Here is a 20,881-nt window from a genome sequence, read left to right as displayed (position 1 = left end):
CGATTTTTTCAAAGCAGTGGTGTTTTGGGCAGTATGAATTTTGTATTGGGCTATATGAATTTTGATAAGGTTGTGAGATGACGATGCGAGTTATTGCGGAAAATTTGGCCATTCGGCGTGGTGAAGACCTTATTTTTAATGATGTCTCCTTCGAATTGGGTGAGGGTGATGCATTGACAATCACCGGTCCCAATGGCGTTGGTAAATCTACGCTTTTGCGAGGTCTTGCTGGTCTTTTGTCATTTGAAACTGGGTCATTCAGTGTGGATGTTGGTCGTATGAGCGAAAAAGAGCTCCACGAATATTGTCACTATATCGGGCATGAAAATGCTATGAAGTCAGAGCTGACTGTTCTTGATAATATGCGCTTCTGGCAAGAGCAAATGGGTGTGTCTGAAATCTCCCTCTCTCCGGTCGAAGCTGTTGAGGCCTTTGGTCTTTCCCATACGTTAGATTTACCATTTGGCTTTTTGTCCCAGGGGCAGCGGCGGCGCATTGCATTGACAAAACTATTTGTCTCGCACCGACCAATATGGTTGTTGGATGAGCCAACCGCGGCACTCGATAAAGGATCAAGTCAGATATTTGATAAGCTTGTTGATAAGTTTATTCAATCCGGCGGCATTGTTATTGCGGCAACACATGTACCGCTTGGTTTTAAACAATCTAAAATACTTGAGATGATGCCTCCAAAGTTCGAAGAGGCAGCGTTTTAATGTCTCTGTTCTGGCGCGATGTAAAGTTAGGGCTTCAATCGAGCGGGGGTGCACTGCTTGGCGTCTTGTTTTTTCTTGCCGTAATTGCTGTCGTTCCTTTTGCAATTGGCCCGGATTTAAATCTGCTAGCACGTATAGGGCCTGCGATGCTCTGGATTGGCGCATTGCTTGCGAGCCTTCTTGGTCTTGATCGTCTGTTTCAGCTCGAACGTGATGATGGTTCGCTTGATATTTTAATGATGCAAGAAACGCCTCTGGTCCTGACGGTTTTCATCAAATGTTTGGCCCATTGGTTCGCAACAGGCCTTCCGCTCGTTATCGCGGCACCTTTGCTGGGGCTTTTTATGAATATGGATCTCACCGCAATTGGGGCAGTCACGCTTACATTACTGGTCGGAACTCCGGCCATCACCTTTATTGGTGCTGTGGGCGCAGCTGTCGCTGTGAGCTTGCCGCGGGGCGGATTGTTGGTTTCGGTGCTTGTTTTACCGCTTACAATTCCAGTGTTGATTTTTGGCGTCAGTGCCGCATACGCGGCGGTTACGGAGCCCGACCCGTTTTTGCCACCATTTTTAATATTATGTGCAATTAGTTTGTTTTTTGCGGTGATTGGTCCGGTAGCTTCCGCTGCGGCACTTCGCGCGTCTACTGATTGATTGCAGTTTTTAACGCTAGAGTTTAAATGTCAGACATGAATACGCAAAATAGTTCACAAGACGAGATAAAGACAAAGAAAATGTCCTGGTTTAGCCAACTGGCAAACCCGACAAGATTTTTAGATCTTTCGAGCAAAGTTTTGCCGACATTATGGGTTGTAGCGATCATTACAATGATGCTTGGACTTTATATGGCATTTTCAGCACCGGAAGATTATCAGCAAGGCAAGACGGTACAGATCATGTTTATTCATGTGCCTGCTGCTTGGCTATCCATGATGTGCTATACGATCATGGCTATTTCTTCTATCGGCACACTTGTTTGGAAGCACCCGCTTGCCGATGTGGCTGCCAAAGCTGCTGCGCCACTTGGTGCAAGTTTTACAATTCTGGCTTTGATTACTGGCTCATTGTGGGGTAAGCCGATGTGGGGTGCCTGGTGGGTTTGGGATGCGCGACTGACGTCCGTTTTCGTATTGCTTTTAATGTATCTCGGATTGATCGCATTAACACGAGCGATGGATGATCCAAGTCGCTCTGCAAAAGTTACAGCGATTATTACTATAGTCGGATGGATCAATATTCCGATCATTAAATTTTCTGTTGAATGGTGGAACACGTTGCACCAGCCCGCAAGCGTCATACGTCTTGATGGGCCAACAATTCATCCAAGTTTGCTTTATCCATTGTTAGTGATGGCGCTTGCATTCACGTTGTTGTTTTTTGCTATTCACATCATGGCTATGCGAAATGAAATCCTACGTCGCCGTGTCCGTTCCATGCGCCGCATGGCAGCGCGAGCAAATTAGGATGCAGTTTAGGGAATTGATTTGATGAGTCACGAAGCTTTTGTTTATACATCTTACGGAATAACGGCACTAACCGTTGTTGGTATGGTGCTTTGGGTTATTCTTGATGGTCGTGCGCGCCGTCGCGAACTCGCGAGTCTGGATGCTGCTGGCATTAAACGTCGTTCAGAGCAGAGTTGAGGCATTTCGGTGACTAAAGACGAGCAAAAAAGGCCTCGGACATTTGCACAGAAGGTAGCTCTGTTTCTGCCGTTGATCATATTTGGATCTCTTGCAACTTTCTTCTTGTTGCAATTAACATCAGGTCGAAATGCTCAAGATTTACCTTCGGTGTTAATCGGTAAACAAGCGCCATCACTTTCAATGCAGGCGCTTGAAGGATCCGGCCTGCCTGCACTCAATGATGCTTCGATTTCTGGCAAGTTAACGTTGGTCAATGTTTGGGCTTCATGGTGCGTTCCATGTCGCCAGGAACACCCGTTTTTATTGGAATTATCTAAAGACAAACGCGTTCAGATTGTTGGCTTGAACTATAAAGATAAAAATGAAAATGCACTCAAGTTTCTAAATGAACTTGGTAATCCATATACTGCCATTGGTGTAGACCCCAATGGTGCCGCTGCTATCGACTGGGGTGTCTATGGCGTACCAGAAACGTTCTTGATCTCGCCAAGCGGTATAATTCTTTATAAGCATATAGGCCCTATTGACGCTCGTGGATTTGAGGAAAAGATCCTGCCTGCAATTGAAGCGACACAATAAGTTTATACTGTATCTTCTTCCTCTTCAGGCAATTCGTGATCTTTCCAAAGTTTCATTTGGAACATCATGAAGATAAAAGTTAGCGGCATGTTGCCCCAAACTTTGAAGGCAACCCAGAAGTCGGTTGAAAAATTACGCCAAACGACTTCATTAATTGCAGCTAAGGCAAAAAAGAAACAACCCCAGCGGAATGTAAGCTTACGCCAGCCTTCTTCATCGATTTTAAAGGCGGCTTCAAACGCGTATTTTAGAAGCGATTTTCCAAACATAAGCCCGATCAACAGCACCGAGCCAAAGAGTGTATTCACGATTGTCGGCTTTAACTTAATGAACGTATCATTATGTAAATATATTGTAAGACCGCCGAAAACCAAGACAACAACCCCTGTTACCAAAGGCATTATTGGAAGTGAACGGGTTAAGGCCCATGAAACGGACAAGGATATGAACGTTGCGACCATAAAAAGGGCAGTGGCAATAAAAATTGGTTCACCCAAATCAGCAAGAATTGGATATTTGGCCGCTAGTTTTTTGCCTTGTGAATTTGCAAAGAAAAATACGACCAATGGACCTAGGTCTAAAGCCATTTTTAAATAGGGATTTATGTTCGGCTTTGTGGCAGCGTTACTCATTTAAGACCTTTTGGAAGCGAATTATCTATATACTTGTACGTCAGATAAGCTTGGTTTGGATTGTTTGCAAGGATAATGATCGAAACTGTAAATTACTATCTGGTTAAGTTAACACGCTCATATACTTCATTTGTGTCGCTCTTATGTCGCCGGACTTTCATGATTTTATTCTATTCGTGGTCCCGCAAGTGCCTCGGCAAAATCCTTGGCTGCAAAAGGTTCAAGATCATCAACGCCTTCGCCAACGCCTATGAAATATACTGGGAGTTTATGCTTTGCGGATATTGCGACCAAAATACCCCCACGGGCTGTACCATCAAGCTTGGTCATGACAAGACCATTTACACCCGCAACATTGCGGAAAATTTCCACTTGGCTGAGCGCATTTTGTCCTGTCGTGGCATCGAGTGTTTGTAAAACGGTATGCGGTGCATCTGGATCATGCTTGTTTAAGACACGTACGATTTTTTCAAGCTCGTCCATAAGCTCTGTCTTATTCTGCAAACGACCAGCTGTATCAATGATTAACACATCAGATCCAGCTTCTTTTGCTTGCTCAAATGCATCATAGGCAAGGCCAGCCGCATCTGCGCCTAATTTTGAAGAAACAACTGGGGAGTTGGTACGCTCACCCCATATTTTAAGCTGCTCGATAGCGGCGGCGCGAAATGTATCGCCAGCTGCGAGCATAACATTCAACCCGCCTTCGGTTAGTTTGGCAGTTAACTTGCCGATTGTTGTTGTCTTACCAGTACCATTTACACCGACCACCAGAATCACATGCGGTTTGTGAGACAAATCTAACTCTAGCGGTTGTGCTACAGGCTCAAGAACTTTTTCAATTTCGGATGCCATGATAGATGTTACATCTTCAGTGCTGACTTCTTTGCCATACCGAGTGGATGCAAGTGTGTCCGTAACACGCATCGCTGTTTCCAACCCAAGATCAGATTGAATAAGTATATCTTCCAAGTCTTGCAGCGTGTCGTCATCCAGTTTACGCTTTAAGAAGATGCCCGTGATTTGATCGGACAATTGGCTTGAAGTGCGTGAAAGCCCTTTGCGCAGGCGCTTAAACCAACTTTCTTTTTCTTCGGGTTCTGTTGGTTCAACCTGTGGAGAAACCTCTTCCACAATTGACACTTTATCAGAAACTGCGACTTTTTTCTCTGGCTCTGGCTCTGGCTCTGGCTCTGGCTCTGGCTCTGGCTCTGGCTCTGGCTCTGGCTCTGGCTCTGGCTCTGGCTCTGGCTCTGGTCCTCTCGACGCCTCCTGCGGCGGCATCTGCCGGACTTCATCGGTGACTTCGTCTCCGATTAGCTCAGTCTTTGGACTATCAACTAATTCTTTGTCGGTTTGTTCCGTCTTTAGACTGTCCGTGGCGGCATCATCGTTTTGTTCTGTTTTTTGGCTTTCGGTCGCTAAAACCTCTGTCCCTTCAACATCCGTGGCGATCTGTTCAGAATTATTTGTGGAAACGGCTTTTGTTGGTTTTTTGGAAGATTGCTTTGTACTTTCGATTGATGATTGTTCGGCATCGGCATCGGCATCGGCATCGGCATCGGCATCGGCATCGGCATCGGCATCGGCATCGGCATCGGCATCGGCATCGGCATCGGCATCGGCATCGGGCGTGGCGGTTTCTTCAAGCTCAATAGCTTCGCCAGATGTTGAACTTACATCTGAAATATCTTCGTAAACATCTATTGTTTCTGTTTCGCTAGGCGGTAACTCAGCGTCCAAAATACCAGATGAGTCGTTGTTCTCTGGCTCTGAAGCTACGTTTGCAATTGGTTCTTCAATTACAATTTCTGTGTTTTCTTTAACAGAAACAGAAGGTGCCTCTGGTTGCGCTGATGCCGTAACCTTGATGACTTCATGTGTTTGAACTGCTTCCTCGATTTTATTTTCTGGCGTTTCATCGAGTGGTTTTTCCTCGACTTGTTTTTTGCCAAAAGAGAAGACTTTTTTGATAAAGCCCATTGCCATGGATTATGCCCCGCCTAAATTCGCTGCTGACAATCTTGCCTGCAATTGTTTGCCATTGTGGCCTTCAATTTTTGCTTTGACAATCGCGCCTGTTGTTAAAGTCTTGTCTTTGATTGGATTTTCACCCAAAAATTCGACAAGTGTAAAATTGTCAGTGCGCCCTATGCCTGATTTTTCAATCAATACTTTAAGCTCTCCACCCTGATGAGCCATTTTGTTCAAATGTCGTTGATAAGCGCTTTCACCCCTTACTCGCAATTTGGCCGCGCGCTGTTTTATCAAAGTGCGATCAAGCTGGGGCATGCGCGCAGCGGGTGTCCCTTCGCGCGGACTAAATGGGAACACGTGTAATAGCGCGATGTCACATTCATCAATCAAGCTCAGGCTTTGATTAAACATGTCATCCGTTTCGGTGGGGAAGCCTGCGATAATATCTGCACCGAAACTGACATCGGGGCGTAAAGCACGCACCTTATTGCAAAATTCGATGGCATCTTCTCGTAAATGGCGTCGTTTCATGCGTTTCAAAATCATGTCATCACCATGTTGTAGTGATAAATGAAGATGCGGCATGAAACGTGTTTCATTGGCAAGCAAATCAAATAAATCATCATCGGCTTCAATTGAGTCGATAGATGAAAGACGCAAACGCTCTAGGTCTGGCACTTGTTTTAAGATTGATTTGGCAAGCATTCCAAGAGAAGGTTTTCCCGGTAAGTCAGCGCCATAACTTGTGGCGTCAACGCCCGTAAGAACAATTTCGCGATAGCCATTATTCCGCAGTTCTTTAACTTGATCTACAACCGCTCCCATTGGAACCGAACGGGAGTTTCCGCGACCATAGGGAATTATGCAAAATGTACAGCGGTGATCGCAACCGTTTTGCACTTGTACAAATGCGCGTGTGTGACCCTCGATAGCATCAACCATTTGTGGGGCGTTTTCGCTGACTTCGAAAATGTCGTTGACGCGCACTTTTTCAAAATTATTAATCCCAAATTCGGGTAGAGCGCGATAAGATTGAGCCTTGAGTTTGTCATCATTGCCGATAACAAGATCAACCTCGTCCATGTTGCCAAACGTTTCTGCTTCGGTTTGTGCTGCACAACCAGATACGATGATGCGTGCATCTGGGTTTTCTCGTCGTGCTTTGCGAATGGCCTGCTTAGCTTGGCGCACAGCTTCGCCCGTTACCGCACAGGTGTTAACCAGTACGGCATTTTCAAGTCCCGCTTTATCAGCCTCACGCTTCATTACTTCGGTTTCATAAGTGTTGAGGCGGCAGCCAAATGTGAGAGTTTTTAGTGTTTCATTATCGGGCATATTCGCTATATGGCGTAAGTTACCCCAAATTGCCAGTCATGCTTGCCAATTCCCATCAAATTCGCTTATCTTGCGCTGAACAAATTCTAAGGAGTATAATACTATGAACGTCAAATTCATTGCCGCAACCATCGTTCTAGCGTGCGCAAGTTCGACGGCATTTGCCTCTCCTCCGCCAGATTTTACCTGCGATGTTCCCGCAGGTACTATTCTTGATCGCGATGGTTATAGGTTGGGCGAAGTACTCCATGTTTATGGTGAAAAGCTTGCGCTAGAAACTTATGGTGATTTGGCTGATCAGTTGCCGCTAACCGATAGTCACGGTGCAATTAATTATTATAGCAAAGATGGCGTGCGGGTTGCTGTTTCTCCCGATAGTGCGCAGATTGAACTGGCAAGTGGTCAAGTTATTCCCTGCACAAAGCATGTTGATGATGGGCTTATGGAGGGTGCTGACGGCATGTCTCATGGGTCGACTGTGCGGCAGGCTGCAGATTTAAACGGTACAAAAATTGATAAATTACCCGAGGGTGAACCCGTTTTTATCTGGGAGAATGCGGGTAATAATTATCAAGGTTATGACTGGTTTTTGGTAGAATATAGCGAAGGCTTAAAGGGGTATGTTTGGGGCGGTACGCTTTGCTCAGTTGGCTTTAAAGTACCCGGTATTGCAAACGAATGTGGCAAGCCATTCTAACTCATTTGTCTACTAAGTATGAAGATCATTAGTATCCGTAATGTAGCAGATTGATCTGCCATATTATTTATCACTTTCGTCTCGCACCCAATCACCTGTTTGCGGATCAAGCATGCCTGACCATTCCCATTCTGTGGGGCCAGTCATGAATATGTGATTGTTATCTTTCCATTCGAGGGAAAGGTCACCACCGGGCATATGGACAAGAACATTGCGACCTGTGCGCTCCGTGCGGGCGGCGCTCACGGCGCCAGCGCACGCAGCTGAGCCACAAGCTTGAGTTAGTCCCACACCGCGTTCCCATGTGCGCATTGTCAATTCATTTTCAGCGGACACTTGTGCGATCGAGATATTTGCCTTTTCTGGAAAAATCGGGTGATTTTCTAAAAGTGGGCCGAAAAGTTCCAGATCATAAGACCAAACATCATTTTTCACCCAAAAGACCGCATGAGGATTACCCATCGACATGGCCGATGGTGAGTGTAAGACGGGTGCATCAATAGGGCCGATTTGCAGTTCTATTTTTGTTGTATCGGCAAATTCCTCTGCAAGTGGAATTTTATCCCAATCGAAGACAGGTTCACCCATATCAACACAGATATAGTTCTCACGAATTTCGCGTGCATTTAAAATGCCAGCAAGGGTTTGAAAGGTGAATGTATCCCGATCAGTTTCAGCGGTAAGTGCTGAAACTACACAGCGGGTGCCATTGCCGCAGGCTTGAGCTTCTGAACCGTCATTATTGAGGATCATAATATAGTTATCTGTGCCGTTTACACGTGGATCGTGAATAGCCATAATCTGATCGAACTTGGTCTCGGTTTGACTGGCTAGCTTTACGGCAGCCTCTGGCGTTACAGGGGCTGATTGCCCCCGCATATCAACAACGAGAATTTCATTGCCGGCGCCGTTCATACGCGCAAATGGAACTTGGTTGGTCATTATCTGAGATCCTGTTCTAACCGACATATATGTCAGCTCGCGATGTTCTCCAAATATTTTTTTCGTGTGACGTAAATTTATGGCGCAAGTTTCGCATAGCGTTAGATTGCTATGTTTTCTGCCTGAGCAAAAAAACGCGATAATATTATGATTACACCGCTTCAATCAGCATCAATGTTGCTTTCTGAATGGGCAAAAGCTGCCGAACAGCAAGCAACTGGAAAGTCACAATCGGTTATTGATTCAATTCAAGTTCCGAAAGACCTCTTCAGCATTCATAATGTCACGCCAACCGAGATGAAGGTGGGGTTGTATAATCGTGTGGGCGAAGCGCTTGGCCTCGATACCAAGAATATGGACGCCGATTTCGGTGTGGAAGTGAGGCAGGCGTTTGAAGATTTAAAATTGCAACCGTCTGGTTCAGAGCGTTTGGAAGAAATTTCTCGTAACCTCGATCTCGATGAACTTGGTTTAACGTTTAGTCAGCTTACATCAGCAATTGAAGACCCTGACGGGGAAGAGGCAAAGTTGCTTCAGCAACAATTGCAAATGTGGCTTGATAAGGTGGATGAGGATCTTCGGGCGCAAAGTGAAGTAAGCCGTGAGACGGTTTCGCCAGTTGTTCTAGATGATGCGGGACTTTACAGCACGCGTTAGGTTGATTGTTTTATTTATAAAATATCCCAAACTTCCCCCGGTCGCATAGGGCGGAAAAGATCATTGTCTATGTCTTCCAGTTCCAGTGCTTCCTTTAGATGTTTCACTGGTTGCTCAATGCTTTCATTGGTGAGGTTAAATGTGCCAAAGTGATGGCCAGCAGCGCGTTTGGCATTGCAAAGTTTAAAGCCTTTTGCTGCTTCAAACGGGTTTTGATGCTGATCTTTCATAAACCAGCGTGGCTCATAAGCGCCAATAGGCAATATGGCTAGGTCGAACGCGCCATGTTTTTCCGATGCTGCGCGATAGTTGATCCCATCATGAAATCCAGTATCCCCGATGTGATATATTTTGGTTTCGGCATGCTCAATCACAAAAGCTGCCCAAAGCGCCATGCGGCGATCCCGTGTACCGCGAGCTGACCAATGATGGCAGGGCTCGAAGTGAAATTTGGTCTCTTCGAATTCAATGACATCATCCCAGTCTCCTGTCTTAATGTTCATATCCGGGATTTTATTGTGAATGATGGTATCATTGCCAAGTGGTGTGACGAGCAGTGGTGCGTGTGCTTCATGTAGGCGTTTTAAAGTCGCTAGGTCCATGTGGTCATAGTGATTGTGCGTGATGAGAACGATATCGATTTGAGGCAAATCATCAAAATCGATACCGGGTTTGTTACGACGTTTTGGACCCATAAAAGAAAATGGACTTGTGCGCTCTGACCAAACTGGATCAGTTAAGATATTTAACCCACCCATTTGGATGAAAAAGCTTGCATGCCCGACCATCGTGAGCCGTAACGTATCTTCCGCCAATTTTGCGTCGGGTTTTGCATTTTTATAGGGGCTTTCCGCATGTTCCGGCCATGGTTGATTTGTCTTGTCGCCAAAACGCCATTTCAGTAGGTGTCGAAACCCTAATGGCGCTGCGCCATCGGGGTTAAAGAAATATGTGCCATCGAAGTGATTACTTCTCGGCCCTGAATAATAAGGGTTTTTTGGCATGAAATGTTATCTTTCTCTTTTGAGCATTCTTTATGATGTTATTTCATACGTTTTAAAAGGGCGAGTTGGACGGTATTTCTTGACTTTTTTATCAAACTTCTATTTAAGCGGCCTATATTCAAGCGAAGAGTTACAACTCCGAGCCGCCTATTGGGACCCGCAAAGGTATAAAGAGCGCCCAAAGGTCAACATCCGACAGCGCGATGCGCCCTCGGATGTGTTTTTGGTTTGGGCCGCGTTCATTGGGCCGGTTTTGGGGTTGTAAATTTTGGTTTGAATGACGATTTTCCAAAATAGGTTTGGAAAAATAGGAATTTTGATATGTTTGACAATCTTCAGGATCGATTAGGCTCCATTTTAAATGGTCTTACTGGCCGTGGTGCACTATCAGATAAAGACGTTTCTGCAGCATTGCGCGAGGTGCGCCGTGCGTTGCTTGAGGCCGATGTTGCGCTTGATGTTGTGAAAGATTTTATCGAAAAAGTTCGCGAAAAATCTGTTGGCGCTGAAATTCTGAAATCTATCAAACCTGGTCAGATGGTCGTTAAGATCGTGCATGACGAGCTTGTCGAGATGCTGGGTTCTGAAGGTGTTTCGATTGATTTGAATGCGGCTGCACCCGTCGTGATTATGATGGTGGGTTTGCAAGGGTCTGGTAAAACAACGACATCGGGCAAGATAGCTGCACGCCTAACAACACGTGATCGCAAAAAAGTTTTGATGGCATCGCTCGATACGCGCCGTCCGGCTGCACAAGAGCAGCTTCGCCAGCTTGGTGTGCAAACAGAAGTAGACACGCTTCCGGTTATTGAAGGACAATCTCCGACAGATATCGCCGCTCGTGCAGTGCAAGCTGCAAAACTTGGTGGCCATGATGTTGTTATTCTTGATACAGCAGGTCGCACTAGTATCGATGAGCCATTGATGCAGGAAATGGCCGATATCAAAGCCAAGTCCAATCCGCATGAAATTCTACTTGTAGCTGATTCTCTGACTGGTCAGGATGCGGTTAATCTTGCACGCAATTTTGATGAGCGAGTGGGCATCACTGGTCTTGTTTTAACGCGTATGGATGGTGACGGTCGCGGTGGCGCCGCGCTTTCTATGCGTGCCGTGACGGGTAAACCTATCAAGCTCATTGGTGTTGGCGAGAAGATGGATGCTCTTGAAGAGTTCCATCCAAAACGGATTGCCGATCGCATTTTAGGTATGGGCGATATTGTTTCGCTGGTTGAAAAAGCAGCCGAAACCATTGATGCCGAAAAAGCCGAGGCTATGGCCAAGCGCATGAAGGCTGGCAAGTTCGATATGAATGATCTTGCTGACCAGCTTAACCAGATGAAATCTATGGGTGGCATGGGCGGTATCATGGGTATGATGCCGGGCATGGGCAAGATGAAAGATAAAATGGCATCTGCTGGTATGGATGACAGTGTGTTTAATCGCCAACTTGCCATTATTTCATCCATGACAAAAAAAGAACGAACCAATCCGGAGCTTCTGAAAAATAGCCGTAAGAAACGTATTGCTGCGGGTTCTGGCACGTCTGCCGCTGAGATCAACAAATTGCTTAAGATGCATCGCGGTATGGGCGATATGATGAAAGCCATGGGCGGCAAAAAAGGCGGCGGAATGATGAAGCAGGCGCTTGGCGCTCTTGGTGGTAAAATGGGCATGGGTGGTGGCATGCCCGGCGGTATGCCGGGAATGGGCGGCATGCCGGACCTTTCCAATATGGACCCAAAACAACTTGAAGCCTTGCAAAAGCAGGCTCAAGCCGCTGGTTTAGGCGGCGGTAAAGGTGGTTTGCCCGGTCTTGGTGGCGGTGGCCTGCCTGGGCTGCCGGGCTTGCCAAAGGGTAAGAAGTAACCATGGCGACCACCTTCACTATTCCAACAATCGAGACGGAACGTCTTATCCTGCGTGCTTGGCGTGAGGATGATCTGGATAATTTCGTCGATTTTTGGGCAGATGCAGAACAGACTAAATATGTTGGCGGGACCCGACAACGAACAGAGATTTGGCGGGCCATGTCTGGTGCTAATGGCGGTTGGTCAATGCGTGGCTGCGGTATGATGGCTGTGGAATCGAAAGAAACTGGTGAGCTGGTTGGTAATGCTGGGTTACATTTTCCTGAAGGGTGGCCTGAGCGCGAAGTTGGCTGGATTATTTTACCCCAGCACCAACGTAAGGGTTATGCGTCGGAAGCAGCGATTGGTGCTTTAAAATATGCCTATCTGGATCTTGGTTGGCAGTCTGCTGTTAGTCTGATCGATAAGGGAAACATTGCCTCAGAGGGTGTTGCTAAGAAGCTTGGTGCACATATGGAGCAAAAAGATGTTTCTGTTACTGATTTCGTATCAAATATATGGCGTCATTTACCACCGGAAGAATTTCTTGCAGCTTATGGTGGGCAGGGGCATTCATAATGGTGGCAGTTTCACTCGATATTCCAGTTGTTGAGACAGAGCGTCTTATTTTGCGTGGCCTTGAGGAGCGTGATTTCGACATGCTGTCCGCAGTTTATGCGGACGAAGAGACAGCTAAATTTGTTGGCGGGGTTATGCCTGAATATTCTTCATGGCGCGTGTTAACTGGCATTCTTGGCCATTGGGTCTTACGTGGGTTTGGTATGTTTAATGTTGAGGAAAAAGCCACAGGCCAGAGCATTGGTTTTTGTGGTCCTTGGCGGCCCCATGGTTTTCCAGACAATGAGATTGCTTATGCATTTATGAAACAGGCGCAAGGCAAAGGCTATGCGACTGAAGCTGCAACGGCGGCGTTAAGGTTTTCATATACAAAACTTGGTTGGACGACAGCTATCAGTCAAATTAATCCGCTCAATCATGCATCGCAGAAAGTCGCTGAAAAGCTTGGCGCGTTTAATGAGCAACAAAATGTTGTCGTGAACGACAAGACAATAGATATTTGGCGACACTTGCCACCCAAAGAATTTATGGAGCGTTATGCATGAGTGAACAAACTCCTATGGATGAGCTTCTGGAGCTTCGAGCATCAATTGATAATTTTGATGCTGCTCTTGTGCATATTCTCGCAGAACGTTTTCGCGTGACCAAACAAGTTGGTCAGTTGAAAGCACAACACGAATTCCCTCCTTCTGATCCGAAAAGAGAGGGTGAACAGATCGAGAGGCTAAGACGTTTGGCAGAACGCTCGAACCTTGACCCCGATTTCGCTGAAAAATTTCTTGAATTTATTATCAAGGAAGTCATTCAGCACCACAAAAAAGCGCGTGGGTAATTCACGCATAACTAACTTTTAGTGTGTGGACAAATCCACGCATGGCGTCATTTAGAAAAGGAAATAAAAATGGCAACTAAACTACGTTTGGCCCGCGGTGGCTCAAAAAAGCGTCCTTATTATCACATCGTAGTCGCAGATGTGCGCTCACCACGTGATGGTCGTTTCATCGAGCAGGTTGGTCATTGGAATCCAATGCTTGGTAAAGATGATGAAAACCGTGTTGGTCTTAAAGAGGACCGTATCAAACATTGGCTTGGCCAAGGTGCGCAGCCAACAGATCGTGTTCTTCGTTTCCTATCAGAAGCTGGCATTCTAGAACGTGCACCACGCAACAATCCAAATAAAGCTAAATTGGGTACAAAAGCTCAAGAGCGTCTTGATGAAGCCGCTGCAAAAGCTGAAGAAGCAGCCGAAGCTGCAAAAGCTGCTGAAGAAGAAGCAAAAGCAGCAGCTGCTGCGGCTGCTGAAGCTCCTGCGGAAGAAGCTGCTTCTGAATAAGCATTTCGCTTTTAAAGATTTAATGAGGGGTGGTTTATTGCAAACCACCCTTTGTTGTTTTTAGTAATATGGGCTATTGCAATAGCGAACCTGAATTTGGAGTGAATAATGATTGATACAGCTACCCTCATTACTTATTTAATCGTTGTGTCTGGATTTGCCTTCATTCCAGGGCCGGCGACGTTATTGATTGCGGCAAGGGCATCTACGTCGGGTATGAAAGTTGCACTTTCAACAAGCTTGGGTATTGCGGTGGGTGATTTTGCTCATACTGTTTTTGCTGTATTTGGAATATCTGCCATTATTATGGCGTCAGTTACGGCATTCACAATTGTGAAGTTGTTAGGTGCTGCCTATCTGATTTACATTGGTCTCAAAGCAATATTTGGTAAATCAAAGTTACAGATTGGTGGCGAGAAGATTGAAATTGGGTTGCGCGCTGCATTCCATCAAGGGGTGATCTCTGAAATACTTAACCCAAAAACAGCACTGTTTTTTTTGGCATTTTTACCACAATTTATAAAGCCGGAAAATGGTTCTGTTGCCATGCAGGTTTTTATTTTGAGCCTCATACTGATTGTAATATGCGCCCTGAGCAATTTGGTTTATGCCTATACAGCAGGCGGTTTGGGCAATTATTTACGCAAAAATCCACATGTCGTAAAATGGCAAAATAGATTCTTAGGTGGCGTGTTTTGCAGTCTTGGACTTAGCATCGCGTTGCAACAGAGATAAGAAAGATAGAAAGCGTGGAACTTAAAAACCCAATTTTGCTTGGAACGATTGGCCGTGCGCAGGGCGTGCGTGGGGAAGTTCGTGTAAAATCTCATACGCAAAATCCGGTAGCTTTGGCGGATTATGGTGTGTTGTTTGATGCACTTGGTCGCCGTTTTGAGGTGCTTGATATTCGCAAACATAAAACCGTCGTAGTCGTGCGTTTTTTGGGTATTAATGATCGCACGGCCGCCGAAGGTTTGAACGGTATTGATTTGTTTGTGGATCGCGCAAATTTGTCTGATGATGATCTTGAGGATGACGAGTTCTACTATACGGATCTCGAAGGTCTGGATGTTTTGGATGCAGACGGCAAAAATTGGGGCACAATCCAAGCTATTTTTGATTTTGGTGGTGGTGATTTAATTGAAATTCGTGCCAAGGGTCAAAAGCCCGTTCTTATTCCATTTACCACCGATGCTGTGCCTGAGGTGGATATTAAAGCAGGTCGTGTTGTCATTGATCCAGAAGCTGCGGGTCTTTTAGATGATACAAGTGAAGACGACGAAGACGATTTCGATGAGGGCGGCGATTAATGGGTTTTAATGCCTCAATTCTTACGCTCTATCCAGATATGTTCCCGGGGCATCTTGAATACTCGATGGCTGGCCGAGCAATTGAACGAGGGGATCTTAATATTGAGGCAATTAACATTCGAAATTATGCACTCGATAAACATCACACTGTAGATGATACGCCTTCTGGTGGCGGCGCGGGTATGGTGCTGAAGGCCGATGTTCTGGCCCGTGGTATTGATGCATTGCCTGATGATAATCGACCGCGTTTGCTGATGTCTCCTCGAGGGGAAGCATTGACGCAGCAGCGTGTTCGAGAGCTGTCTTCTGGTGAAGGTGTGGTGATTGTTTGTGGCCGATTTGAAGGTGTTGATCAGCGTGTCATTGATGGTCGTGAATTAGAGGAAGTTTCAATTGGCGATTACATCTTGTCAGGTGGTGAACCTGCCGCATTGACCCTTTTAGATGCGATCACGCGATTATTGCCGGGCGTAATGGGAAACGTAGAATCCGGCACTTATGAGAGTTTTGAAAATAACCTTCTGGAGCATCCGCATTATACGCGTCCGCAAGAGTTTGAAGGGCAAATGATCCCTGAGGTTTTGCTATCTGGTAATCACAAACTGATTGCTGATTGGCGGCATAAAAGGTCTATGGAATTAACGACAAAGCGTCGTCCTGATCTCTTAACTCGTATCAATGATAAAAAAGACCAAAAATAGAGCGGAAATTCCAAATTATGGGATGACAAAAGCCCTTTAATGCTGTAATGCACCGCCAACTCGAAGAATAAACGAGCGCAGGCCTTAAAAAATCAAATGGCCGCAACCACTAAAGATAATGCTTGGTGAACCCGCTGCTGCTTGAAAAAGCATAGCTTTAAGGCAAGAAGACCTTAAGCGAGAGTTAGCGCTCTGACCGCAAAAAGAACGAAAGGTTATACCGATGCATATCATCGAGCAGCTCGACGCTGAACAAAAAGCAAAGATTGAAGCAAAACGTACTCTTCCAGAATTCTCACCAGGTGACACTGTACGTGTTATGGTGCGTGTGACTGAGGGTACGCGTACACGCCTACAGGCTTATGAAGGCGTTTGTATAGCACGTGCAGGTGCTGGTTTGAACGAGAATTTCACTGTTCGTAAGATTTCTTACGGTGAGGGTGTGGAACGTGTGTTCCCAATCTATTCTCCACTTGTTGAAGAAGTCATTGTTGTTCGTCGTGGTAAAGTTCGTCGTGCGAAGCTTTATTATCTTCGCGGTCGTCGTGGTAAATCTGCGCGTATCGTTGAAAATACAGGCGTACGTACTCGTAAGCTTAACGATGATGAGCGTGCAGCTATCGTGGCTGAAAAAGCGCGTATCGAAGCTGAAAAAGTTGCAGCAGCTCAAGCTCTTGCAGCAGAGAAAGCAGCTGAAGATGCAGCTGCAGCAAAAGCAGCTGAAGAAGCTGCGGCAGCGGAAGCAAAAACTGAAGAATAGACTAATCTTCAAAATCAGATTTTTGAGAAGCGCTGGCAAATTGCCGGCGCTTTTTTGTTTTAGGGCTGTTCTATTAATGGGGTGAAAGGACGAGTATTTCGTTGAGGTATTTCCCATCTTCTATCTCAAAGTAAGTTTGCCCGTCTTTTATAAATCCATTCCTGAGATAGAACTTTACGGCTCGTTCATTTTCGGTGTTAACAGCAAGCCACGGCTGCGCATGGCCTTGTTCCAGACAATGCTCAATTCCAGCTTTTAGAAGATGTAACCCCACATGCTTGCTTTGATGGCGTGGCTGAACATAAAGTGTTGTTATCTCGCATGGTGAAGCGCTGATACTCGTACATGTTTTATCTGTACTTAATCTGATAAAACCGTCAATTCCGTTGGAATTTTCTGAGACAAGAATTGTTTCGTTCGTACTCATCAATACCATCTCAAACTTTTCCTTGGTGAACTCTTTGAGCGCATAATTTGCAAAGGTCTCATTGATACCATTCCGCAGATAAGTGTTGATCCATACTTCGGTTGAGAGCACTGCAATTGCAGCGGCATCTGAGTTTTTAGCTTGTCTTATTTGCACCTAAATTCCAATTTTGTTCTGGCTGATTAATTAGTAGTTTTCGTTTATGCATTTTCATGGCGTATTTTAGCATGGTACACAGTTTTTGATCTATGGAGAAATTAATGACTTTGCCAAAATTGGTTTTTGATCACATTGCAATAATTGCTCGGACGCTTGATGAAGGTGCCAGTTATGTGAGTGAACATTTGGGCATTGATATGCCAATCGGCGGTGAACATCCTTTTATGGGTACGCATAATCTTTTGCTTTCGTTAGGTGATATGGAGTTTTTGGAGGTGATCGCGATTGATCCTGACGGACCACAGCCCGATCGTCCTCGCTGGTTTAATCTAGATCGCTTTGATGGAACGCCGAAAATAGGTGCATGGATTGTGGGTTCGAGAGATATTACTGCTGACTTTAGCAAGAAGCATGGCGAGATTATCAATATGACTCGGGGTGATTTGAAATGGCAGATCACTGTTCGCAACGACGGTCGTTTAGTTTCAAACGGCGCTTTTCCGCAACTGATTCAATGGCCGGATGATATACATCCTGCAAGTCGAATGGAAAAACGTGGCTGTACTCTGAAATCATTTGAGATCACTCATCCCGATGCCGTCGAAATTAGTAATTTTCTTGATGTGACATTTAACGATGAACGAATAAAGATTGCCGAAGGCCAGCCGGCATTCAAAGCTGTATTCGAAACCCCTACTGGTGCAAAAACCTTGTCATAATTGAAGCAGTTCAGAGTGCGAAGCTTAAGTTCGGGACACTATCCCAAAGAAGTTTTAGGCCAACAACCGTAAGTAACACATAAACAACCTTGATGAACAATTTGGGGTCGATAATTTTATGTAGGTACGTTCCTAAGCCGATACCAACAAGTATGATGGGTGATAAAGTTAGGCTAACTTTCATGCTTTCCAACGACATTTGTCCAAGGCCAACATAAGCAAAGAGTTTCATAATATTTACACCAAATACAAAATATCCATTTGTGCCAACAAATTCTGATTTTTCTAATCTCTGTTGTAGTAATAATCCTTTCACCGGTGGGCCGGCTGCGTGGGCTATAAATCCTGCAAAACCAGAGGCAGATCCAAGGATAAAGGGAAGTATTCTTCCAAGCGGTTTTGCGTCCTCAGATTTTTTTCTTGTAAAGAAAAATTGCATGACAAAGGTTAAAGACAGAATTCCGATGGCAAATTTTATGAAGTCCCCATCCATGAACTGAAATGTCATGGTTCCGAGTATGATGCCGAATATAGCCCCGGGAATAATTGCCAGAACAATAGCTTTATTCCATGTCCTTCTATAATGCCATACGACAAAGAGATCCATAACGAGTAAGATTGGAACAAGTATAGCAAGCGCCAGTTGCGGCGTGATGAAAAGGCTTAAGAGTGGTACATTCATAACACCTAAACCGCCGGCAAATCCACTTTTGGATATGCCGGTGACAATAATAGCAATCCCGGCAACTATATAGAAGCTTAATGGTAGATCCATGCTGTTCTTCTTCCTGTTAGTTTCCTATAGGGAGTTTACAAAAATCAGTAAAACGAATTAAATAGCTTTTTAAAATCGTTTAAAGAGATTTATATGCCTGATATTAATGCGATGAAAAGTTTTCTGGTCGCTGCTGATACATTAAATTTCTCGCGCGTCGCCAAGCAACGCAATACCGTTCAGTCGGCGGTGAGTTTACATATCAAAAAACTAGAAGAAGAGTTGGGTTGTAAGTTGTTTGAACGCGGACGCGGTCAAAATATGAAACTCACGCCTGAAGGGCACGCTTTTGTTTCTTATGCGCGCAGGATATTAACTCTCAATGCCGAAGCGGTTCAATCTATTCGTAAAACTAAGTCTGTTCGTACTATTCGAATTGGAACTACGGTCACTTTGGCTATGTCTGTTGTCTCAGAAGCGATACGAGAATTTACCAGCATTAATCCAGCGGTTCAGCTGCATGTTCATTGTGATCGAAGTGATGCATTGCTTGCTAAGTTAGATGCAGGTGAAATTGACGTCGCTTTCATGATGGATCAGGGCAAGCGCGCAAGTAGAGATTTTGTAGAAAATGTCCCGCTTGCTTGGGTCAGCGGACCTGGTTTTATGCTGGATGAGGCTGATGATGTTCCGCTTGTTTTTTTAACGGATGGACGTGATCTTCGCCGATATGCGTTCGAAGCACTGGATCGGGTTAATCGTAAGGGCTACCTTGCTCATTTAAGTTCACATCCAATTGGTGTTCATTCTTTGGTGTTGGCAGATTTGGCACTGACAGTATTACCACAAATATCGGTGCCTGTTCCATTGCGTATTGCATCAGATATTCGTGACCTTCCATCCCTCAAGAATGTTGTTTTATCGCTTTATCGAAAATCTGAATATAATTCTGATATTGATGTCCTCTCATCAATCATCCATAGTCAAATAATTCAATCAAATGCAGGAGACTTTAATGGCAATTAAACGTCTTGATCATGTTAATGTTCGGACCGAAAATCTTGAAGGGATGGTGGCTTGGTATGAGGATATTTTGGGCCTTAAATCCGGTTGGCGGCCTGATTTTCAGTTTGATGGTGCCTGGCTCTATGCGGGTGAATATCCCGTCATTCATCTTATTTCCGGTGGTGAGGATTTAGTTGGTTCCGAGGTGAATTTGCGCCTTGAGCATTTTGCGTTTGCCGCTGATGATGAAACAGCATTTCGTGCATTGTTGGAAGAGCGCGAGGAAAGCTATCGTTGCGGCGAGCCGCCTGCTGCAGGTATTCGGCAATATAATGTTTGGGACCCTGATGGCAACCATATCCACATTGATTTTGAGATATGACGTTACGCTTACCCATCGCAGCCATTTCATTTGATATTGATCATACACTGATAGACTTTGATGCGGTGCTTGAAAACTCTTTGAAGAAGGTGTCTCAGGCCATTGCATCCGAATTTGTAGTTCATATTTCAACCACAGAACTTGTCGCAATCGCAGCCAAAACAGCGGCGGCCTATGACGGCGACAGCACCGATTTTCTCGAAATCAGGAGGTTGTCATTTGAGAATGCTTTAAGATCAAAGCGGCTTGATACAGATTTTACAGAAACGTTATTTGAGCTGTTTATTGAAGAGCGCTTTCGCAAAACGATGTTTATGCAGGGTGCGGAGGAGTTGTTATCAAACATTCCAAAAAGTATAAAGGTAGCAGTTCTATCCAATGGCAATTCGGATCCCAAGCGCCTTGGATTTGACCATTACTTTGATGAAATTATGATCGGCAAAGACCTTGATTACAAGAAGCCGCATGTAGGTGCATTTTCTAAACTTAAAGAGAAGTTAGATATCGCTGATCCGAGCCACATTTTGCATATAGGAGATTCGCTCAATGATGATGTGAAAGGTGCAAGTGAAGCAGGATTTAGATCGGTATGGTTTAATTCTGAGCGTAAAACATTAAACGGTTATGCCAGCCCTGCGCATGAAATTTCACATTTATCTGAATTACTTCCGATTATAGCTCAAAATTACGAAACTTTATCGTGAGCATGATGAATAAAAGGCCGCTAAAATGTAGCGGCCTATGTTAATGCTCA

Annotated in this window: 27 protein-coding genes; 20 read left to right on the top strand and 7 right to left on the bottom strand. The window is 45.1% G+C overall.

Annotated features, from left to right (window positions below):
• Nucleotides 1-83 precede the first annotated feature (83 nt).
• The 5 genes from ccmA (at nucleotide 84) to G3W54_RS12050 (ending at nucleotide 2,943) form a co-directional block, all read left to right on the top strand.
• Complete coding sequence (gene ccmA, locus G3W54_RS12070; protein WP_162653278.1) at nucleotides 84-716, top strand: heme ABC exporter ATP-binding protein CcmA; 633 nt, start codon at nucleotides 84-86, stop codon at nucleotides 714-716.
• A complete protein-coding gene (ccmB, locus tag G3W54_RS12065; RefSeq protein WP_162653277.1) occupies nucleotides 716-1,372 on the top strand; it encodes a heme exporter protein CcmB in 657 nt (218 codons plus the stop codon). The genes ccmA and ccmB overlap by 1 nt, the downstream gene beginning before the upstream one ends.
• Before the next feature lie 80 nt (nucleotides 1,373-1,452).
• Nucleotides 1,453-2,181: a heme ABC transporter permease gene (locus G3W54_RS12060; protein WP_162653689.1), complete on the top strand. Its 729-nt coding sequence runs from the start codon at nucleotides 1,453-1,455 to the stop codon at nucleotides 2,179-2,181.
• 24 nt (nucleotides 2,182-2,205) lie between these two features.
• A complete protein-coding gene (ccmD, locus tag G3W54_RS12055) occupies nucleotides 2,206-2,361 on the top strand; it encodes a heme exporter protein CcmD (RefSeq protein WP_162653276.1) in 156 nt (51 codons plus the stop codon).
• A gap of 3 nt (nucleotides 2,362-2,364) precedes the next feature.
• On the top strand, nucleotides 2,365-2,943 hold the full coding sequence (locus tag G3W54_RS12050) for a DsbE family thiol:disulfide interchange protein (RefSeq protein WP_162653688.1): 579 nt from the start codon (nucleotides 2,365-2,367) through the stop codon (nucleotides 2,941-2,943).
• Nucleotides 2,944-2,945: 2 nt separating this feature from the next.
• Here G3W54_RS12050 and G3W54_RS12045 read toward each other — a convergent pair whose 3' ends face one another.
• From G3W54_RS12045 to mtaB, 3 genes are all read right to left on the bottom strand, one after another.
• Nucleotides 2,946-3,575: a septation protein A gene (locus G3W54_RS12045; protein WP_162653275.1), complete on the bottom strand. Its 630-nt coding sequence runs from the start codon at nucleotides 3,573-3,575 to the stop codon at nucleotides 2,946-2,948.
• 165 nt (nucleotides 3,576-3,740) lie between these two features.
• Entirely contained in the window at nucleotides 3,741-5,564 is a 1,824-nt protein-coding gene (ftsY, locus tag G3W54_RS12040) for a signal recognition particle-docking protein FtsY (protein WP_162653274.1), read from the bottom strand.
• A 3-nt stretch (nucleotides 5,565-5,567) separates the two neighbouring features.
• Nucleotides 5,568-6,887, bottom strand: a complete 1,320-nt coding sequence (mtaB, locus tag G3W54_RS12035; RefSeq protein WP_162653273.1) for a tRNA (N(6)-L-threonylcarbamoyladenosine(37)-C(2))-methylthiotransferase MtaB — start codon at nucleotides 6,885-6,887, stop codon at nucleotides 5,568-5,570.
• 103 nt (nucleotides 6,888-6,990) lie between these two features.
• Here mtaB and G3W54_RS12030 point away from each other — a divergent pair, with 103 nt between their 5' ends.
• The gene (locus G3W54_RS12030; RefSeq protein WP_162653272.1) at nucleotides 6,991-7,584 is read left to right on the top strand and encodes an SH3 domain-containing protein; all 594 of its coding nucleotides are present in this window, start codon (nucleotides 6,991-6,993) and stop codon (nucleotides 7,582-7,584) included.
• Nucleotides 7,585-7,647: 63 nt separating this feature from the next.
• Here G3W54_RS12030 and dapF read toward each other — a convergent pair whose 3' ends face one another.
• Nucleotides 7,648-8,526 carry a diaminopimelate epimerase gene (gene dapF / locus G3W54_RS12025; RefSeq protein ID WP_162653271.1) on the bottom strand — a complete coding sequence of 293 codons (879 nt, stop codon included), beginning with the start codon at nucleotides 8,524-8,526 and terminating at the stop codon, nucleotides 7,648-7,650.
• Between the two features lie 147 nt (nucleotides 8,527-8,673).
• Here dapF and G3W54_RS12020 point away from each other — a divergent pair, with 147 nt between their 5' ends.
• The gene (locus G3W54_RS12020) at nucleotides 8,674-9,183 is read left to right on the top strand and encodes a hypothetical protein (RefSeq protein WP_162653270.1); all 510 of its coding nucleotides are present in this window, start codon (nucleotides 8,674-8,676) and stop codon (nucleotides 9,181-9,183) included.
• A gap of 14 nt (nucleotides 9,184-9,197) precedes the next feature.
• On the opposite strand, the gene G3W54_RS12015 is transcribed toward G3W54_RS12020, so the two are convergent.
• Complete coding sequence (locus tag G3W54_RS12015; RefSeq protein ID WP_162653269.1) at nucleotides 9,198-10,187, bottom strand: MBL fold metallo-hydrolase; 990 nt, start codon at nucleotides 10,185-10,187, stop codon at nucleotides 9,198-9,200.
• 321 nt (nucleotides 10,188-10,508) lie between these two features.
• On the opposite strand from G3W54_RS12015, the gene ffh reads away from it, so the two are divergent.
• From ffh to rplS, 9 genes are all read left to right on the top strand, one after another.
• Nucleotides 10,509-12,056, top strand: a complete 1,548-nt coding sequence (gene ffh / locus G3W54_RS12010) for a signal recognition particle protein (protein WP_162653268.1) — start codon at nucleotides 10,509-10,511, stop codon at nucleotides 12,054-12,056.
• 2 nt (nucleotides 12,057-12,058) lie between these two features.
• Nucleotides 12,059-12,616: a GNAT family N-acetyltransferase gene (locus G3W54_RS12005; protein WP_162653267.1), complete on the top strand. Its 558-nt coding sequence runs from the start codon at nucleotides 12,059-12,061 to the stop codon at nucleotides 12,614-12,616.
• Complete coding sequence (locus tag G3W54_RS12000) at nucleotides 12,616-13,161, top strand: GNAT family N-acetyltransferase (RefSeq protein WP_162653266.1); 546 nt, start codon at nucleotides 12,616-12,618, stop codon at nucleotides 13,159-13,161. Before G3W54_RS12005 ends, G3W54_RS12000 begins: the two co-directional genes overlap by 1 nt.
• Nucleotides 13,158-13,448, top strand: a complete 291-nt coding sequence (locus tag G3W54_RS11995) for a chorismate mutase (protein WP_162653265.1) — start codon at nucleotides 13,158-13,160, stop codon at nucleotides 13,446-13,448. Before G3W54_RS12000 ends, G3W54_RS11995 begins: the two co-directional genes overlap by 4 nt.
• A 69-nt stretch (nucleotides 13,449-13,517) precedes the next feature.
• A complete protein-coding gene (rpsP, locus tag G3W54_RS11990; protein WP_162653264.1) occupies nucleotides 13,518-13,949 on the top strand; it encodes a 30S ribosomal protein S16 in 432 nt (143 codons plus the stop codon).
• A 108-nt stretch (nucleotides 13,950-14,057) separates the two neighbouring features.
• Nucleotides 14,058-14,684, top strand: a complete 627-nt coding sequence (locus G3W54_RS11985) for a LysE family translocator (RefSeq protein WP_162653263.1) — start codon at nucleotides 14,058-14,060, stop codon at nucleotides 14,682-14,684.
• Nucleotides 14,685-14,698: 14 nt separating this feature from the next.
• Nucleotides 14,699-15,259, top strand: coding sequence for a ribosome maturation factor RimM (rimM, locus tag G3W54_RS11980; RefSeq protein ID WP_162653262.1), 561 nt, complete (start codon nucleotides 14,699-14,701; stop codon nucleotides 15,257-15,259).
• The gene (gene trmD, locus G3W54_RS11975; RefSeq protein WP_162653261.1) at nucleotides 15,259-15,960 is read left to right on the top strand and encodes a tRNA (guanosine(37)-N1)-methyltransferase TrmD; all 702 of its coding nucleotides are present in this window, start codon (nucleotides 15,259-15,261) and stop codon (nucleotides 15,958-15,960) included. The genes rimM and trmD overlap by 1 nt, the downstream gene beginning before the upstream one ends.
• Nucleotides 15,961-16,183: 223 nt before the next feature.
• Nucleotides 16,184-16,720 (top strand): 50S ribosomal protein L19, encoded by a 537-nt coding sequence (gene rplS / locus G3W54_RS11970; RefSeq protein WP_162653260.1) that lies wholly within the window; start codon nucleotides 16,184-16,186, stop codon nucleotides 16,718-16,720.
• 73 nt (nucleotides 16,721-16,793) lie between these two features.
• Here rplS and G3W54_RS11965 read toward each other — a convergent pair whose 3' ends face one another.
• The gene (locus tag G3W54_RS11965; protein WP_162653259.1) at nucleotides 16,794-17,303 is read right to left on the bottom strand and encodes a GNAT family N-acetyltransferase; all 510 of its coding nucleotides are present in this window, start codon (nucleotides 17,301-17,303) and stop codon (nucleotides 16,794-16,796) included.
• Between the two features lie 104 nt (nucleotides 17,304-17,407).
• Here G3W54_RS11965 and G3W54_RS11960 point away from each other — a divergent pair, with 104 nt between their 5' ends.
• A complete protein-coding gene (locus G3W54_RS11960) occupies nucleotides 17,408-18,025 on the top strand; it encodes a VOC family protein (RefSeq protein ID WP_162653258.1) in 618 nt (205 codons plus the stop codon).
• Nucleotides 18,026-18,035: 10 nt separating this feature from the next.
• Here G3W54_RS11960 and G3W54_RS11955 read toward each other — a convergent pair whose 3' ends face one another.
• Nucleotides 18,036-18,800 (bottom strand): sulfite exporter TauE/SafE family protein, encoded by a 765-nt coding sequence (locus G3W54_RS11955; protein WP_162653257.1) that lies wholly within the window; start codon nucleotides 18,798-18,800, stop codon nucleotides 18,036-18,038.
• Between the two features lie 93 nt (nucleotides 18,801-18,893).
• On the opposite strand from G3W54_RS11955, the gene G3W54_RS11950 reads away from it, so the two are divergent.
• The 3 genes from G3W54_RS11950 to G3W54_RS11940 are packed head-to-tail and all read left to right on the top strand — an operon-like array spanning nucleotide 18,894 to nucleotide 20,831.
• A complete protein-coding gene (locus G3W54_RS11950; RefSeq protein ID WP_162653256.1) occupies nucleotides 18,894-19,766 on the top strand; it encodes a LysR family transcriptional regulator in 873 nt (290 codons plus the stop codon).
• Nucleotides 19,756-20,127, top strand: a complete 372-nt coding sequence (locus tag G3W54_RS11945; protein ID WP_162653255.1) for a VOC family protein — start codon at nucleotides 19,756-19,758, stop codon at nucleotides 20,125-20,127. The genes G3W54_RS11950 and G3W54_RS11945 overlap by 11 nt, the downstream gene beginning before the upstream one ends.
• Entirely contained in the window at nucleotides 20,124-20,831 is a 708-nt protein-coding gene (locus tag G3W54_RS11940) for an HAD family hydrolase (protein ID WP_162653254.1), read from the top strand. Before G3W54_RS11945 ends, G3W54_RS11940 begins: the two co-directional genes overlap by 4 nt.
• Nucleotides 20,832-20,881: the final 50 nt, after the last annotated feature.

Origin of the sequence: Lentilitoribacter sp. Alg239-R112, assembly GCF_900537175.1 — a bacterium.
Taxonomy (GTDB): Bacteria; Pseudomonadota; Alphaproteobacteria; order Rhizobiales; family Rhizobiaceae; genus Lentilitoribacter.
This window is presented reverse-complemented; position numbering and strand designations above follow the sequence as displayed.